This window comes from Flavobacterium sp. ACAM 123 (genome assembly GCF_000264055.1).
Taxonomy (GTDB): domain Bacteria; phylum Bacteroidota; class Bacteroidia; order Flavobacteriales; family Flavobacteriaceae; genus Flavobacterium.
Genome location: NZ_AJXL01000084.1, coordinates 1 through 16,535 on the forward strand (window position 1 = coordinate 1; position 16,535 = coordinate 16,535).

Here is a 16,535-nt window from a genome sequence, read left to right on the forward strand (position 1 = left end):
TTGTTTTGTTATGAGTTATTCCATTATTATTGTTGCTGCTGTTCAGCATGATCTAATTCTTTTTTAAACGCAGCAGACACCTCTTGTAATAGCACATCATTTATCCCCTCAAAATGAGTACCGTCTTCATAGTCTATAGAAACTGATACAGAAAGTGTGTGGGCAGCTAAGCCTTTAAAGAGCCCTTTAATGGGAGTACATTCAGTAAAGTTGAAACCTACAGAAAGCTTAACATGACTGTCCATAGTCCAAATATTATTAGTGGGGTCAATACCTAGCCAACCTTGTTTTGGGGTGTAAATTTCTACCCAAGCATGGGTTGCACCTTCCCCTCTTAGGCCATTTTCATTGGGACAAATATAACCACTTACATATCGAGATGGAATACCAGCAGTTCGTAGAAGTTGTAATAAAACAAGAGCAAAATCTTGACAAACTCCTTGGCGATGCTCTAAAATTTCATCTATTGTTGTTTCAATATTTGTAATTCCTTTGGTATACGCAAAATTAGTAAAAACATATTCGTTGCATTGTTGTGTAATGTCAATAATCGACTTATCATAGAAATCAATTTCTTTTAAGATCTTGATTACTTCTATCTGCTTCTTAATTTTTTCTGGATACGAGAGTCGTAATAAGTAAATATCATTTTCTAGTTTAGTTAGTAAGTCGGCTACTTTGACATTGTCTATTTCGGGTATTTTTTGTGAATGTGTAGTGCGTACTAACAGATTAGTTTCAACAATCATTTCTGAGTGTGCCTTCATAATATTGAAGTTACCCACGCGATTACCATGGTAATCCATAGTGATGGCTACATCTGGGTTTTTTGTAATTGAAAGCTGAAATTGCAATACATCTTGATTTTCAAAATTATGCGGAAACAATCTAATTTCATTTATACTTTCTTTAATTGGCCATTTATATTGGTATTTTGTGATATGTACAATATTAAAAACAGCCATTTTTTTTAGGAATAAGAGAAGAATAATTTAGAAAAATCGATCGAAAATTGAGTTATTTCTGTCCTTGTATTATTCAACAAATCTTCTAATTGTTGATTTGTAAGTTGGTGATAATCGGTAAACTCCAACGAGCTTTTTAATCGACCAAATTGATTGCGCATCGTTACCGCTTCGCTTGCATTATTGTCTTTTAAAATGATATTTAAATACGATTCGATTAAGGTTAAAGTATAGATTACGGAGTGAGCAAAATCCTTATTAAAGATTAAGTGTTGTACTACCTTGCGATTGTGAGCGATGTTACTATAGCTTTTTTGATAAAATTCATATCCAGAAAGAGATAACAATAACTTTCTCCAATAGAGCAAATCCTCCTTGCCTTCTAGATTATAATTAATAGGCTCATAATAAGATTGTGTCATAGAAATGGTTTGTAAACATCTTTCAATGTGTTTTCCAATTCTTGAAAATGCCCAACCCAAACCTCTTGGCATAGTGACTTGATATATACCATTATAAAGTAAAAAATCTTTATTGAGTTTGCTTAAGACTGTTATTGCCTCTGATGTTTCTAGTTTTTTAGGCAATTCTGGATCATTAATAAAATGATACATAGAGTTAATATGTTCCCATAATTCTTTGGTTATTTTATCTTGAGAACCTCTTGCATTTTCTCTCGCTTTAGAGATTAGACATTTAACAGAGCTGGTGTTTTTATCTTCACAAATAATGTGATTTAAAACGTAGTTGGTATTGTGTTGTACTTCTAAAATTACCTCAGAAGATAAATTAGTATAGTTTTCTAATAAGGGTTTGTACCCGTGGTAATCATTTGTTTCTTGGTCAAAAGACATGATATAAAGCGTGTTGAGTGTAAGCAACATACCATCAGCTCTTTCCATGTATCTGTTGAGCCAAAACATACCATCAGCAACTCGGCTTAGCATATTAACTTCCATAGTGTTTGTATTATTGGTTTTATTTTATTGACTATTTCATTACCCAAGTATCTTTACTTCCGCCACCTTGAGAAGAGTTAACGACAAGCGAACCTTCAGTAAGCGCTACTCTTGTTAAACCTCCAGGTACAATTTGCACTCCATTAGGACCACATAAAGCGTAGGGACGTAAATCAACATGTCTCAGTTTTAGTTCTCCATCTATAAAACACGGCACAGTACTGAGCTGTATTATAGGCTGTGCAATAAAGTTCCGCGGATTTTTTACAATAGCGATTTTAGCATCTTCTATTTCTTTTTCGGAGGCTTTATTGCCCATTACCATACCGTAACCGCCACTTCCATTCGTTTCTTTAATTACCATATTTCCCATATCGGCAAATACAAACTCCCGTTCTTCTAGGTTTTCCATTTGATAAGTAGGGACGTTTTTAAGAATAGGTTCTTCATTTAGGTAGTACTTAATCATATCTGGTACATAAGCGTAAACCGCTTTATCGTCAGCAACTCCATTTCCCACAGCATTGACTAAAGCTACTGTACCCATTTTATAAGCGCTAATTAAACCAGGAATCCCTAAGGCACTATCTGGTTTAAAAACCAATGGATCTAAATACTCATCATCTAAGCGTCTATAGATTACATCAACTTGTTGAAGACCAGATGTTGTTTTCATATAAACTTTACTATTGTTAACCACTAGATCTCTTCCTTCAACTAATGGGATTCCCATTTGTCTAGCTAAAAAAGTATGTTCGTAATAAGCAGAATTATATACTCCTGGAGTCATTAAAACCACATTAGGTGTAGAAATGTTTCTAGGAGAAAGCGACACTAAGATATTGTGAAGAATCATAGGGTAGTTAACTACCATACTTACATTGTTAGCGCTAAACATCTCTGGAAAAATACGTTTGGTTATTTCTCTGTTTTCAAGCATATAACTTACACCACTAGGACATCTGAGGTTGTCTTCTAAGACATAAAACTCGCCTTTCTCTCCTCTAATTAAATCAATACCTGCAATATGCACATGAATGTCATGAGGCACTTTAATGCCATGGACTTCTGGTAGATAATGCGGGCAACTTGTTATTAGTGCTGCTGGAATGATACCTTCTTTTACAATGAGTTGTTCATTATAGATGTCTTCTAAAAATAAATTAAGAGCTCGTAATCGTTGTGTAATTCCTGTTTCTACTTCGGCCCATTCCTTTTTTGTAAGAATCCTAGGGATTATATCAAATGGAAAAATTCTTTCTATTCCTTGCTCTTCGTCGCTGTAAACCGTAAATGTGATACCCTGGTTCATAAAAATGTCTGAAGCAAGATTGTGTTTCTTATTTAATGTTTCAAGGTTTAAACTTTCTAATGTTTGTAATACTTGGCGGTATGAGTCTCTTACCCCATCTTTAGAAAACATTTCATCCCATCCCCTTGGGTTTAAATTAGGCGTTAATTTTACCATGTCCTCTGTTGTTGAATAATTAATAAAAAACGAGTTTGCTGTAAGTAAACCGTAATTTTTTAGTTAAAAATACGGTTTTAATACTTGCAAATAAATTTTTTATTGCAAAATTAACGACAAATATATGATTAGCTGTATGATGGCTTTATATTTAAGAATAGTTGTTATTTTATCTTTTTTTTGAGGTGCAACCGCATTTAATGTACAGTGAATAAGGCAGGAGCTCTTTATCACCAGGGCATGAGGTTCAATTATGGTTCAGAAATCAATATAAAATAACGAATCAAAAAGTAGTGTTTGGGAATTTTATACGGATTGTATATTCAATATAGTCCATTTACGTTGTACTATTGGCAGATAACATCGACATTATATTAAAACGAATTGGAATACAATATAAATCCGTTCGTTATAACATCAGACTACGAATTATCAGGAAAAAAGGGGTTTTTTTAAATTTTTAACCGCGATAAAATTATTTGCTAAAAGTGGATTCAGTAGATTTCATCATTCTTTCCGTAGTCCAAGTACCAGAAACAATCATACGTCTTATAGTGTATAAAGGATCAATTGAATCTCTTTTTGTCGAAAGGATATAGGCCATTTGGTATCCGCTCTTTTTTATTTCAGGAATCGCTTCCTTATTCCATAAACCAAACGGATAGGCAAAATAAGATACTGGTTTTCCTGTGATTTCTTCTAGTTTTGCCTTCGGTTTTACCAATTGTGTACTCCAGTCGTCACCAGTGTATTTCGTTACTCTGTGATGATCCCAGGTATGCGCTGCGATTACATGACCAGTTTTTGATAATGATGCAATTTGTTCTTTTGTTAAATAGTTGGGACGATTAATGGAAACAGTCATTACAAAGAACACGCCTTTAAAACCATATTTTTCCATTTCGGTGGCGCCTATTGTGTATTGTTCTCCACGGGTATCGTCAAAGGTAATCATGATTGGTTTTGAAGGCAGCGTGCCGTCATGCAGTAAATAGTCGTACAACTGCGCTGGCAATATAGTATGATATCCTGCTGCTGACAATGCTTTCATTTGCGCTGCAAAGTCCGCCGGTTTTACGGAATAGACTTTAGTCATAGGACCATCACTAGCCTTAAAATTCTTAATGTTATGGTAGCACAAAATAGGTACTTCCTTTTTTGAAAGAATGGTGGCCGCATCGTTAGTCACTCTTGGAACTTCTATTTTAGTGGCAATCTCCTTTACCACATTTATTTTCTGTGGGGTTTCTTTAGCCGTTTCCTCTTCTTTTGATTGGCAGCTTGCCAAAACAGCAAGTCCTACTATCAGACAGGCAAAATAATTTTTCATTATGGGTGAATTATTGAAATTGAATATAGCTTGGTTTTGGTGTGAATTTCAGTAACTCTTCTGGAGTGTACATTTTTGAATTGTTCCAATTGTCATTTTTGTAAAACAATTTAAATCCGGTAAACATAACTGGTTCTCTATAGATATAAGTCAGATAAGTAGATCTTTTCAAGACTCTACTTCCAAAGCCATCCATGTCCATCACCACTTGTACCTCAGGAAGCTTTTTTATTCTTTTGTAGTCCGTTACCATTCCTTGGGTAAAACGGTGTACAACAAGGACTTTAGGCGTCAACTTGTTTTCACGAACAACTTTAGCTAGAATATCAATGGCATCATTGATATCATCAGCGGTAAAACTACCAATTTTAGTACCAGGCACATGTCCGTTTTTTAGTGAAAACTCAGGATCAATTCCTAAGTGAACATTGGGTAAGGAAAGGTATTTTATCAGTTCGGTTACTTCTGCTTTAACGGTACTGTGCCCCACTTGGATATCTAAAAATACCAAAGCGTCAATGGGTTTCGCCCATTTAAGAACCGTGTCGATTTGTTTGAATGGCATGCGCATGCGATGCATACTGTCTCTTCCAGGCGATCCTTGTGCTGTTACCGCAATATAGTGTAACGCTGGGATTGCTGTCGTTGTAGAGTCTGCAGCCTGCCATTTAGCCACTTCACCCTGTAATTTTTTGATCATTTCAGCTCTTGGAATTTCTCCTAAAATTCCCATTCTTGTCGAATATAAATTTCCGTAAAACGCGATGATCCTATTGTAGGGTAATAAAGCGCCTGGCAATGGATAAGCCATTTTTACTGGCCATCTTCCCGTGGTATCGTTATTGCTTAAAGCCAGCATTCTTTTGTTGTAGTCCGCAGTGTCGACTGTAGTGATTGCTTTTTTCTTTACAGAATCAACGGCGACAACAGCTATTTTTTCTACCTCTTTTTTTTCATCGGCAGCTTTAGTATTGTTGCAACTGGAAACAAAAAAGAAAAGAGAAGGTATAAGAAGTGCAAGTGCGTAATTTTTCATAAAATAAATCTTGTGTTTAATGCAAAGGTATTGTTTTAAAAGAACGGCTCACGCCTTAAAAAAGTATTCTGAGGCGGTAATTTTTATATAATTCACGGATAATGTTGCGGATTTTGCCAATATGGGTTTTTTTTTGCAAAAAGCACAGGTCGATAAAGTACATTAGAAACGCAGGAAACGAGCTATAAGTTGTTGACGAGCGGTATTAGTTTTAGGATTTAATCACAACTAATTTTATTCCATATGGATTTTTGATTGCAAAATAGAATAGCCTAAATTTATACTCCTTTTTAACCTTTATTTAAAATAAATTTAGTGTACAAACAGTTCCATTTTTTTTACGTCATCCTCTTTGTGTATCACGGGACGGTTTTTAGTCAGGTCAATAAAGACACCACGGCACTTCCTGCAATAACCATACTGGCTTCTCCCACCACAGCGACGCTGCAAAACAGTGCCGCAGCTATTGCGGTTATCGGCAGAAAGGAGCTTAACAAGAGTGACGGTGTCATGCTGACTTCAGTACTCAACACAATTCCTGGTGTATATATGCAACAAGGCGCTTTGAACACTAGTAGAATTAGCATTCGCGGTATCGGCTCCCGTTCGCAGTATGCTACCCAAAAAATAAAAACCTATTTTGAAGGAATCCCGTTAACAAATGCCGAAGGTGAATCGACGATTGAAGACATTGATCTTGAAACTATTGGGAGTATCGAAATCATAAAAGGACCACATAGCACTAGTTTCGGTTCCGGTTTGGGAGGTGTGATTACTCTTTTTGCCCGAGATATTCCCATGGATGAATTCAACACAAGATCAGCAACTACTTATGGAAGCTTCGGACTCTTAAAACAAAATTTTTCTGGAAATTATGGTAAAGGCGCCACCATGGGTTCCCTTAATTACAGTCATTTACAAAGTGATGGCTTTCGCCAAAATTCCTCTTATGACCGAAAATCACTTACGCTACATGGCCAACAAAAGCTAAATACCAAAGGAGAATTGTCGTTTATAGGTATTTATACTCACCTCAAAGCCTACATTCCGAGTTCTATTAACGAGGACGATTTTAATAATCAGCCGGAAAAAGCGGCACGCAATTGGGCTCAGGCACAAGGATATGAATCCTACGATAAATTAATCATGGGAGTTGGTTACAGCCAGCAATTATCTGAAAAATGGAGTTTTAAATCCAGTGTTTTTTCCAATTTTAAAAATGCTTATGAGCCAAGACCTTTCGATATCTTGGATGATCAAACAAACAGTATTGGTTTTCGTTCTACTTTAAATTACAAAGACACACTGTGGTCTGTGCCATTTGAAACGAGTTTGGGGACGGAGGTGGCTTTTGATGCATATACCTTCTCTCTCTTCAAAAATTTATATGCTTCGCAACCCAATCAAGGAAGTATCGCTGGAGCGGAATTCAGCAAAAAGCAACAGAAAAGCAGCTACCAAAATTATTTCGTACAAGCAGATTTTTCGTTGTCTGAAAAACTTCATCTAGAAACGGGTCTGGCTTTTAATACTACCCGTTATTCCTTGCGTGATCTTTTTGCAGCAGCAGAAACAGTTCCAGAATTGGCTTATACCTTTGGGGAAGTTTGGTCGCCAAGAGCGGGACTTTCCTATAGCTTCACCAAAATCAAAACGATATATGCGGCCATTAGTAAAGGGTTTTCAACACCTACAGTTGCGGAAACGTTGACTCCTGGCGGGGAGATTAATACCAATCTAAAGCCTGAAATAGGGTGGAACTATGAAGTGGGGTTGAAGATGCATGGCTTAAACAACAAATTGTACATGGAGCTGACCTTCTTTAGTACACAAATATCAAACTTACTAGTGGCTAGACGAACTGCCGAAGATCAATACATTGGAATCAATGCGGGAGCGAGTTCACATGTAGGTATCGAATATGTAGTAAATTATCAGATTCTAAAAACGGCTCAATGGGAACTCAGTTCTTATCTTACAGGAACAGCAAATCGGTTTCAATTTAAAGATTTTGTTGACGGTGCTAATGATTATTCGGGCAACGAACTTACGGGCGTCCCTGCTGCACAATGGAATGTAGGGCTGGATGCAAGCACAAAAAGCGGTTTTAATCTAAATACTTCTTTTAGTAAAGTGGGCAAAATCCCAATGAATGACCAAAATTCCAAATACAGCCAAGCCTATAGCCTTTTAGATATTAAAGCTAGCTACGCTTTTACCCTATTGAAAAACCTGAAAACGGAATTAAGTGCGGGAATCAACAATGCGGGCAACAGTAAGTATGCGGCTAGTATTTTACCTAATGCAGTGGGTTTTGGTCAAGCCAAACCAAGGTATTATTACCCCGGAAATCCCCGGAATTTTTATGGTGGCATTAGCTTGAGTTATCTTTTTAATTAAGAGATAGTTTTTGGGTTTAGTTGCATTAAGAGCTACTTTGATTGTTTGCCATCATAAAAGTGGGCACGCGGATTATAGCAGGTTACCGCGGATTAAAATTTACTGATTTAGTGAAATCTGGCAGTATCTTTTAAATTAGACTAATCTGTGGCTATTATTTCATTAAAACTAGGCTGACTTTGCCTTGAAGTAGCCTAATGAAAAATACTTACTTCTTAACCAAAGCCACTTCTGCCGTGGTAACTATTTTTTTACTTTTGTTGCTCCAGGAATTCATAATATAATTCATCACATCAGCTATTTCTTGATTACTCAGTCCCATTGCAGACATGACATTGTTAAATTTCTTACCGTTGACTACGATAGGTCCACTCAATCCAAATTTTAACGCATGAATACTTTGGGTTCTTTTTTCGGTAAGCCAATTGGACCCATCCAAGGTGGGAAAATTAATGCCGTCCCCTTTTCCGTTGGCCTGATGGCATTGTATGCAAAAATTAGCATAGACTTCCTTTCCATCAGCCATGCTTTTTTGTAGGGGCGTTTTTTGTTGGATTTCGGAAATAGGAAGGTAGTTCGCTTTTGAATTAGTACTTGGATTCGAATAATAGAAATAAGCGGATGCAAACAATGCGATTCCGAGGTGTAGTTTTGTGATTATCATTTTAATTTCTTTGAGATGAATTGCGTTAAGTGCTGCTTCGATTTTGCTGCTACAGATGTACAGATTAAAAAATTTATTTTATTATTCGGTAATCTGTAGCTGTTATTTCACTATTCCCTTTTGGACTTTTTCTCGAGGAGCCTTAATTGGGTATAATTTTTAGAATTCCTTTTCCTTCTACCCCAAGATAAACATAGCCGTCCGGTCCCTGAGCGACATTACGCAGTCTACCAATATCAGTGGCGATTTTTTGTCTACCAATGATTTTGTCTCCATCTAGTTTTACCAATTCAAGGTATTGAAACTTTAAAGATCCCACCAGCAAGTGCCCTCTCCATTGCGGATAGCGGTCGCCAGTTACAAAAGTCATTCCGCAGGTAGCGATAGAAGGAACCCAATAATAGATTGGATCTGTAATTCCCGGTTTTTGGGTTTTGTCGCTAATACTTGTGCCATCATAATCGATACCATAAGTGACGATGGGCCAACCGTAATTAGCTCCTTTTTTAACAATATTGATTTCGTCACCTCCTTTAGGACCATGCTCAATCTCCCAGATAGCACCTGTACTTGGATTCTTAGCTAAGCCCTGCGGATTCCTATTTCCATAAGTAAAAATAGCTTCTTTGGCACCTGTTTTACCTACAAAAGGGTTGTCTGATGGAATGCTTCCGTCATCGTTCAGGCGATAAATTTTTCCGTTGTCACGGGTTATGTCTTGCGGATTGACAAACTCTGCGCCGCGTTCTCCAGCTGAGAAATACAAATAGCCTTCATTATCAAATACAATTCGGGAACCAAAATGCTGTCCTTTGGTTGTATTTCCTTCGCATTTGTACAGTGATTCTATTTGAACTAGACTTTCGTTTTCTAGTTTGGCCCTAATGAGTTTCGTGTTTCCGCCTTCTCCCTCGCCTTCGGTGGAAGCGTAGGTGATGTAAATCCAACCATTTTTAGCATAATCAGGATGCAACACAATATCGAGCAAACCACCCTGACCTCGAATATAGACTTCGGGAACATTTTTCACTTCGGTTTTTGTACCGTTTTTGAGGTGGTATAAAACTCCACTTTTCTCAGTGACTAACATGGAGCCGTCTGGTAACCAAGCCATTCCCCAAGGAATAGCAATGCCGTCTGCTACGGTTTCAAAAGTGTAGTTGACGACTTCGTCTTGAAGTACAACATCGTCTGGGTTGGGTTGTGCCTGACAGCCGTATATAAAGAAAGTGAATAATAATAAAGAGACTCTTTTCATGGATTTTGTATTAAATATGCTTTTAAAGGTAGTAAAAGAAAATAGAGGGAGGGTGGTTTCTAGTTTTATTGTTTTTTTGGAAGCAGTCGTTTTTTTATGACCCTTACTCCTTCGTTTAAAGCGACCTCGGTTTTTTTTGTATCAGAACCTAGTCTTTGTTTTAACACGGTTTTTTAGATTATCAGTAGTAGGTCTAGAAAATAACATCGCTGTTGAGAATTATAAAAAGAGGATTAGTAAGAATTATAAGAAGGATTAAAATTACATAAAGCGGTAAAATCCTTCTTTTTCAGTAATTGTTTTAATTTTCTGTTAGTGGTTTCTATTTATTTTCCTAAATTTATTAGAGTTTAAGTATCTCGTAATCAATGATTAAAGACTTTATTGCAGGAGACACGAAGGATAGATAAGTAATGCCAGAAAAGAGAGGGCAATGATAAAGATAATTTCGACAAACAATAGCATCTGATTAATCTAAAATTTACAAGCATGAGAACAACTTCATTTTTAAAACGAACGGCAGGATTTTTGTTTATGATAATTTCAATATCATCCTGTAATAAAGCAGTTTATAGGTCTAATGAAACCAAAAAAAAGAATATGGGAACAACAACAAAAACAGTGGAAGTAAAAGATTTTGCAACAGACCCTCATATCAACGTAGGAACAATGAAATTTTTGAAATTTTTAAATAATGGAGGAACACCTCTAGAAGAACTTCCAGTAAAAGAAGCACGAAATGTTCTTGTAAAAGCACAGGCATCGGTCAATGTCGATGTTTCAGGAATTGACGAATCAGAAAAAACAATTACTGCAGATGGATATTCTATAAAATTAAATTTGGTACGTCCTGCAGGTGTGAACGAAAAATTACCAGTGTTTGTATTTCTCCACGGTGGCGGATGGGTATTAGGAGATTATCCTACTCATAAAAGATTAGTGCGTGATCTAGTTGTGCTTTCCGGATGTGCCGCGGTATTTGTTAATTATACACCATCGCCAGAGGCTAAATATCCAAAACCGCTCAATGAAATCTATGCGACAACTAAATGGGTGGCTGACCATGGTGATGAAATAAATGTTGATGGTAAAAGATTAGCTATTGTTGGGAATAGCGTGGGAGGAAATATGGCGATAGCTACAGGCTTAATGGCTAAAGAAAAAGACGGTCCAGAAATAAAACTGATGGTATTACTTTGGCCTGTAACCGATTCAGGGTTTGATACAGAATCATACAAAATGTATGCTACGGGGCGTTTTTTAACAGCACCGCTTATGAAATGGATGTTTGACCAATATACCACTGATCCCCAAGAGCGCAAAGAAATATATGTGTCGCCATTACAGGCCACAATTGAGCAGTTGCGAGGACTTCCTCCAACAACAATTCACCTTGTCGAAAATGATATTCTTCGTGATGAAGGGGAAGCCTTAGGTAGAAAACTAGATGAAGCAGGTGTTGACGTAAGCACGATAAGATACAATGGTGTTATTCATGATTTTGGATTGTTAAATGCCCTCGCTGAATTGCCTACCACTCGCATCATGCTTGAAAACGTGGCGGCAAAGCTTAAAAAAAGCCTCAAATAATCAAGTACTTTGTGGCGTCTTTATGGCGCCACGATTTTTATGAAGAAGGAGTTATGATTGAAAAATCAATTATTGTACTATAAGTAGATAGAAACCAGCGATGCGCTGATTTTTTTATTTTAGCTTTTTTCGAAGTGCCGGTTCCTTTCATTCCGGGAAATTTATTTATCTAATTCTGCTTTGGTTTTCTGAGATTAGAAAAGTAAAACGCTCCAATCGTTTTTAGTAAGCTACTTGTTAACTTCGATATTGCGCTGGATGTTGTTCTCGATTTCGTTCTTTCAGAATGTTGTGATAGTTTTGATCTCGTTTTTAGGGTTTACTAGTATTTATCATTGCAATATTATTTTCCGAGAAAACTGTAGTTTATATTTTAACAAGTAATCGTTTGTCTTTAATAAAAATATAAATTTATAGAAAATAAGATTATGATTAATGTTACGTGCGGGATAATTATTATTGCCGATAAAATATTAGTAGCCCAAAGAAGCGAAAAGATGAAATTGCCATTAAAATGGGAATTTCCAGGCGGAAAAGTGGAGGATAACGAAAAAAATGAAGAATGCATTGTTAGGGAAATTAGAGAAGAAATTGATATCGAAATAAAAATTGTAAAAAAACTTACAAATAGTATTTACGATTATGGGACTTTTAAAATTAATTTAATTCCCTTTATAGCAAACTATATTTCAGGAAACATTAAACATTTAGAGCATAAAGACTATAGATTACTAGATAAATCAGAGTTAATGAATTTAGATTGGGCAGGAGCTGATTTACCAATTGTTGAAGAACTTATAAAAATAGAATTATGAATCAAGGGTTGTATGAAGGGTTAATAACTAAACTAGTTAATAGCAAGTTAAACGAATTAGATAAAGATACTTTTCAGATAAAAACTACTTCAATAGATAAAGCGGAGGCAGCACAAATATTATCGGAACACATAGGCAAAACAATTAGACATGCATTTACTTTAATCAAAGGAGTAAACATTTTAGAATCTCAAATTGATATTGCAAATAAGATTATTTTATTTCTAAAAGCAGAATTAAAAAAGGAAGAATTTGAAGATGATCTAATTGAAACAGAAGGAAAAATATTAAAGGCAGTTTTTACAAAAATTGATGCACATTTTACAGATTTAGATTTACATCTTAAAGAAATTACACCTTACACTAGATTAATTCATAGCGAACTTTTTACCGGTGGAAATTCCGGAACTACGCTCGAAAGTGAATTGAGAAAAGAAATTTTATCTTCTGATAAGATTGACCTACTAGTTTCGTTTATTAAATGGAAAGGAATTAGAATATTAGAAAAAGAATTACGAGAATTTACAAGTAGAGGCGGGAAACTTAGAGTTATAACTACGACTTATGTTGGAGCAACTGATGCAAAAGCAGTTGAACTTTTGGCATCATTAGAAAACACAGAAGTAAAAATTTCATATAATACAGGAAACGAAAGGTTACATGCTAAAGCATATTTGTTTCAAAGAAACACAGGTTTTCACACAGGTTATATTGGTTCATCCAATTTTTCTCGTTCGGCATTAACCGATGGATTAGAATGGAATTTAAAAGTCACCACTAAAGAAGTTAGTCATATAATTGATAAATTTAAGAAGACTTTTGAAGCCTACTGGCAAAATTCAGAATTTGAATTATTTGACATAAATCATCATTCTGAAAAATTAGTCAAAGCATTAAAAGAGGGGAAATTTTCAAAAGAATATGTTTCTAACTTGAGTTTCTTTGATATAAAGCCTTTTCACTATCAAAAAGAAATACTTGAAAAGTTAGAAGTTGAAAGAACGATACATAATAGATATAGAAATTTATTAGTTGCAGCGACGGGAACGGGCAAAACTGTAGTTTCTGCTTTTGATTATAAAAACTTTAGAAGTAATAATAAATCTGCACGATTACTTTTTGTTGCACATCGAAAAGAAATATTACAACAAGCTAAGGCTACTTTTCAAGGTGTTTTAAAAGACAATAATTTTGGAGATTTATGGGTTGATGGATTAGAGCCTTCAAGTAATGAATTTGTTTTTGCTTCAGTGCAGACTTTAAATAATAGAATCAAAGATTTAAACCTATCACCTGAATATTATGATTTTATCATTGTTGATGAAGTTCATCATATTTCAGCATCAACTTACAGACCAATACTAAATTATTTTAAACCAAAGGTACTTCTAGGTTTAACTGCAACACCAGAAAGAATGGATGGTGAGAATATTTTAGATGATTTTTGTGGTCGTATTGCAGCAGAGATTAGACTCCCTGAAGCATTAAATAAAAAATTATTATCACCGTTTCAATATTTTGGAATTACGGATAGTATCGATTTGACGAGTGTAAAGTGGGAAAAAGGTAAATATGTTGCTAGCGAACTAACTAGTTTATACACTAAAAATAATATTCGTGTTGGTGAAATTATTACTAGCCTTGAAAAGTATTTAAATGATATAAATGATGTTCGAGCTTTAGGATTTTGCGTTACTGTTGAACATGCTATTTTTATGGCGGAAAAATTCAATTTAGCAGGTTTGAAAGCAGAATATTTAACAAGTAAGAACTCAAAGGATAGAGAAAGAATAAGAGAGCAATTTAAGAAAAAAGAGTTCAATTATTTATTTGTGGTAGATATTTTCAATGAAGGAATTGATATCCCTGAAATAGATACGGTTTTGTTTCTTCGTCCAACAGAAAGTTTAACTGTATTTCTTCAACAATTAGGTAGAGGTTTGCGTTTAGCAGAAGGCAAAGATTGTCTTACAGTTTTGGATTTTGTGGGTAATTCAAGATCTGAGTATGACTTTGAAAATAAGTTTAGAGCATTAATTGGTAAAACAACAACTTCGGTTCTTAAAGAAATTGAAGATGATTTTCCACATTTGCCTTTAGGCTGTTCTATTGTTTTGGAGAAGAAAACTAAGGAAAAAATTCTTGAGAATATTAAAAGAGCTACTTCCTTAAATGTAAATCAACTGATAACTAAGATCATAAATTTTCAATACCAAACAACGTTACCATTAACATTACAAAATTTCATAGAGTTAAATCATATCCAATTAGAATCAATTTATAAAAAAGATAGTTGGTCGCGACTTTGTCAGAGAGCAAGCGTTATTGAAGATTTTGAGTGTGTAAATGAAAAACAAATTTACTCTGCAATAAAGAATAAATGGCTTTCAACCAATTCTACTACCTACTTTAATTTTATTTTAAACCTCGCAAAACGAGGATTCAATATTAGTTTAAAAGATTTTTCTAAAAATGAATTAACAATGTGTTTAATGCTTCATTATGATGTTTGGCAAAATCCTGGGGGTTTTATATCCTTAGAAGAAAGTATAAATCAAATTGGTAAGAATAAGGTTTTAGTTACAGAAATAATAGAAGTTCTAGAAATACTTATAGATAAAGTAGACTTTAAAGAAATTGAAATTAAATTGCCATATCAACAAGCTTTAAAAGTTCATGCGCGTTATACTAGAGATCAAATTTTAATAGCTTTTGGCTTAAGTACTTTTGATAAGAAATCATCTAATAGAGAAGGCGCTGCAGTAAATAAAAATTTGAATACAGAAATACTTTTTATTAATTTGATTAAATCTGACGAGAATTTTTCTCCAACAACTATGTATGATGATTATGCGATAAGTGAAACATTATTTCATTGGCAATCGCATAACTCTTACGGACCAGACACTAACAAAGGAATATCGTATATAAAGCATGTAGAGGATAATAAAAAAATATTACTTTTTGTACGTGAGAAAGCAAGTGATGACAACGGAAATACAATAGGATATGTTTTTATTGGCGAAGGTATTTTTAAAGAAACTGAAGGTGCTAAACCAATGAGTATTAAATGGGAGCTTAGCGAACCAATGCCTAATTATTTATGGAAGGAATCTGCTAAAATGTCGATTGGTTAGTTTTTAAATATATGTAGTTACTTTTCTTCTCTTTTTTGCAAAGCTACTTTTGGAAACGAAAATTGAATTTTAAAAAACACCTCATTTAAAATTCAAATCCCCTAGCCCTGACTGCAGTGGAACTCCTTATGCAAGGGCCTTGTGTGTTTTTCTTTGGGCAAAAGAGCGACCGTAGGAAGCTTCTTTTTGGCCTTAGAAAAAAACAAGGGCATCAATAAGAGTGGAGCGTAGGGCAGGAGAAAGCTGCTAATCATTAGAAAGAGGAAACGAAGTAGTGAAAAACAAAAAGGACCATCGGTATCGACGGTCTCTTATTCAGGATAACTGTTTAATCAAAACCAATTTGAAAAACAGACTCCATGAAGAGGCAAAAGCCTTTGAGATACGCTTTGGTGGGAAACTTCACCGGGATCCAGAAGCGGCTGTTGCAGTCAAGAACAGCTTTACCAATGGATAACGGTATTGAAACTTCCCTTAATCAACACACTCCTTCAAGGTGCTGGCTCCAAAGTTTTATTTTTTTATACCTGAAATTTATACGCTAATGAAACCAACCGGTTGCGTTGGTCTTTTTGCTCGTCTTCCTGTAAACTATAACTTTTTTGTCCCATTCAATATGCTAAATGAAGTGGAGGGATCTTAACAAAAAAGGCCATCGTCTCAGATGGCCATTTTTTCGCTCTACGTACACATCCAAAAAACCTACAAGAATAAGGGATGCTGCAAAGCAATACCTTATGTTAACTACCGTAAATTTACAGGGGTATTTTGAGCTTTCCTTACGGTTTCCCGTAAAGGCGTTATTTTTCTTGTAAATAATTGATGAAAAGGAGAAATTCAACCTTTTATGTGGGGGTGACGGTGTATTTTTTTTTATTGAAAAGAGTAAAAATAAAAAAAGGGAACGAAAAAA

General features: G+C 35.1%; 11 protein-coding genes. 4 read left to right on the forward strand and 7 right to left on the reverse strand.

Going from position 1 to position 16,535, the window contains the following annotated elements:
- Positions 1–26 precede the first annotated feature (26 nt).
- From A3SG_RS0113770 to A3SG_RS0113790, 5 genes are all read right to left on the reverse strand, one after another.
- Positions 27–965 (reverse strand): transglutaminase domain-containing protein, encoded by a 939-nt coding sequence (locus A3SG_RS0113770; RefSeq protein WP_016990595.1) that lies wholly within the window; start codon positions 963–965, stop codon positions 27–29.
- Positions 966–970: 5 nt separating this feature from the next.
- On the reverse strand, positions 971–1,924 hold the full coding sequence (locus tag A3SG_RS0113775) for an alpha-E domain-containing protein (RefSeq protein WP_029596820.1): 954 nt from the start codon (positions 1,922–1,924) through the stop codon (positions 971–973).
- A 31-nt stretch (positions 1,925–1,955) separates the two neighbouring features.
- Complete coding sequence (locus A3SG_RS0113780; RefSeq protein WP_016990597.1) at positions 1,956–3,392, reverse strand: circularly permuted type 2 ATP-grasp protein; 1,437 nt, start codon at positions 3,390–3,392, stop codon at positions 1,956–1,958.
- Between the two features lie 475 nt (positions 3,393–3,867).
- On the reverse strand, positions 3,868–4,722 hold the full coding sequence (locus tag A3SG_RS0113785; protein ID WP_016990598.1) for a polysaccharide deacetylase family protein: 855 nt from the start codon (positions 4,720–4,722) through the stop codon (positions 3,868–3,870).
- Positions 4,723–4,732: 10 nt separating this feature from the next.
- Complete coding sequence (locus A3SG_RS0113790; RefSeq protein ID WP_016990599.1) at positions 4,733–5,758, reverse strand: hypothetical protein; 1,026 nt, start codon at positions 5,756–5,758, stop codon at positions 4,733–4,735.
- Positions 5,759–6,073: 315 nt separating this feature from the next.
- Here A3SG_RS0113790 and A3SG_RS0113795 point away from each other — a divergent pair, with 315 nt between their 5' ends.
- Complete coding sequence (locus tag A3SG_RS0113795) at positions 6,074–8,158, forward strand: TonB-dependent receptor family protein (protein ID WP_232226384.1); 2,085 nt, start codon at positions 6,074–6,076, stop codon at positions 8,156–8,158.
- A 208-nt stretch (positions 8,159–8,366) separates the two neighbouring features.
- Here A3SG_RS0113795 and A3SG_RS0113800 read toward each other — a convergent pair whose 3' ends face one another.
- Positions 8,367–8,822 (reverse strand): c-type cytochrome, encoded by a 456-nt coding sequence (locus tag A3SG_RS0113800; protein ID WP_016990601.1) that lies wholly within the window; start codon positions 8,820–8,822, stop codon positions 8,367–8,369.
- Positions 8,823–8,964: 142 nt separating this feature from the next.
- Positions 8,965–10,080, reverse strand: coding sequence for a PQQ-dependent sugar dehydrogenase (locus A3SG_RS0113805; protein ID WP_016990602.1), 1,116 nt, complete (start codon positions 10,078–10,080; stop codon positions 8,965–8,967).
- A 600-nt stretch (positions 10,081–10,680) separates the two neighbouring features.
- On the opposite strand from A3SG_RS0113805, the gene A3SG_RS0113810 reads away from it, so the two are divergent.
- From A3SG_RS0113810 to A3SG_RS0113820, 3 genes are all read left to right on the forward strand, one after another.
- The gene (locus A3SG_RS0113810) at positions 10,681–11,670 is read left to right on the forward strand and encodes an alpha/beta hydrolase (RefSeq protein ID WP_029596822.1); all 990 of its coding nucleotides are present in this window, start codon (positions 10,681–10,683) and stop codon (positions 11,668–11,670) included.
- 428 nt (positions 11,671–12,098) lie between these two features.
- Complete coding sequence (locus tag A3SG_RS0113815; RefSeq protein ID WP_016990604.1) at positions 12,099–12,485, forward strand: (deoxy)nucleoside triphosphate pyrophosphohydrolase; 387 nt, start codon at positions 12,099–12,101, stop codon at positions 12,483–12,485.
- Complete coding sequence (locus tag A3SG_RS0113820; protein ID WP_016990605.1) at positions 12,482–15,622, forward strand: DUF3427 domain-containing protein; 3,141 nt, start codon at positions 12,482–12,484, stop codon at positions 15,620–15,622. Before A3SG_RS0113815 ends, A3SG_RS0113820 begins: the two co-directional genes overlap by 4 nt.
- Positions 15,623–16,535 lie beyond the last annotated feature (913 nt).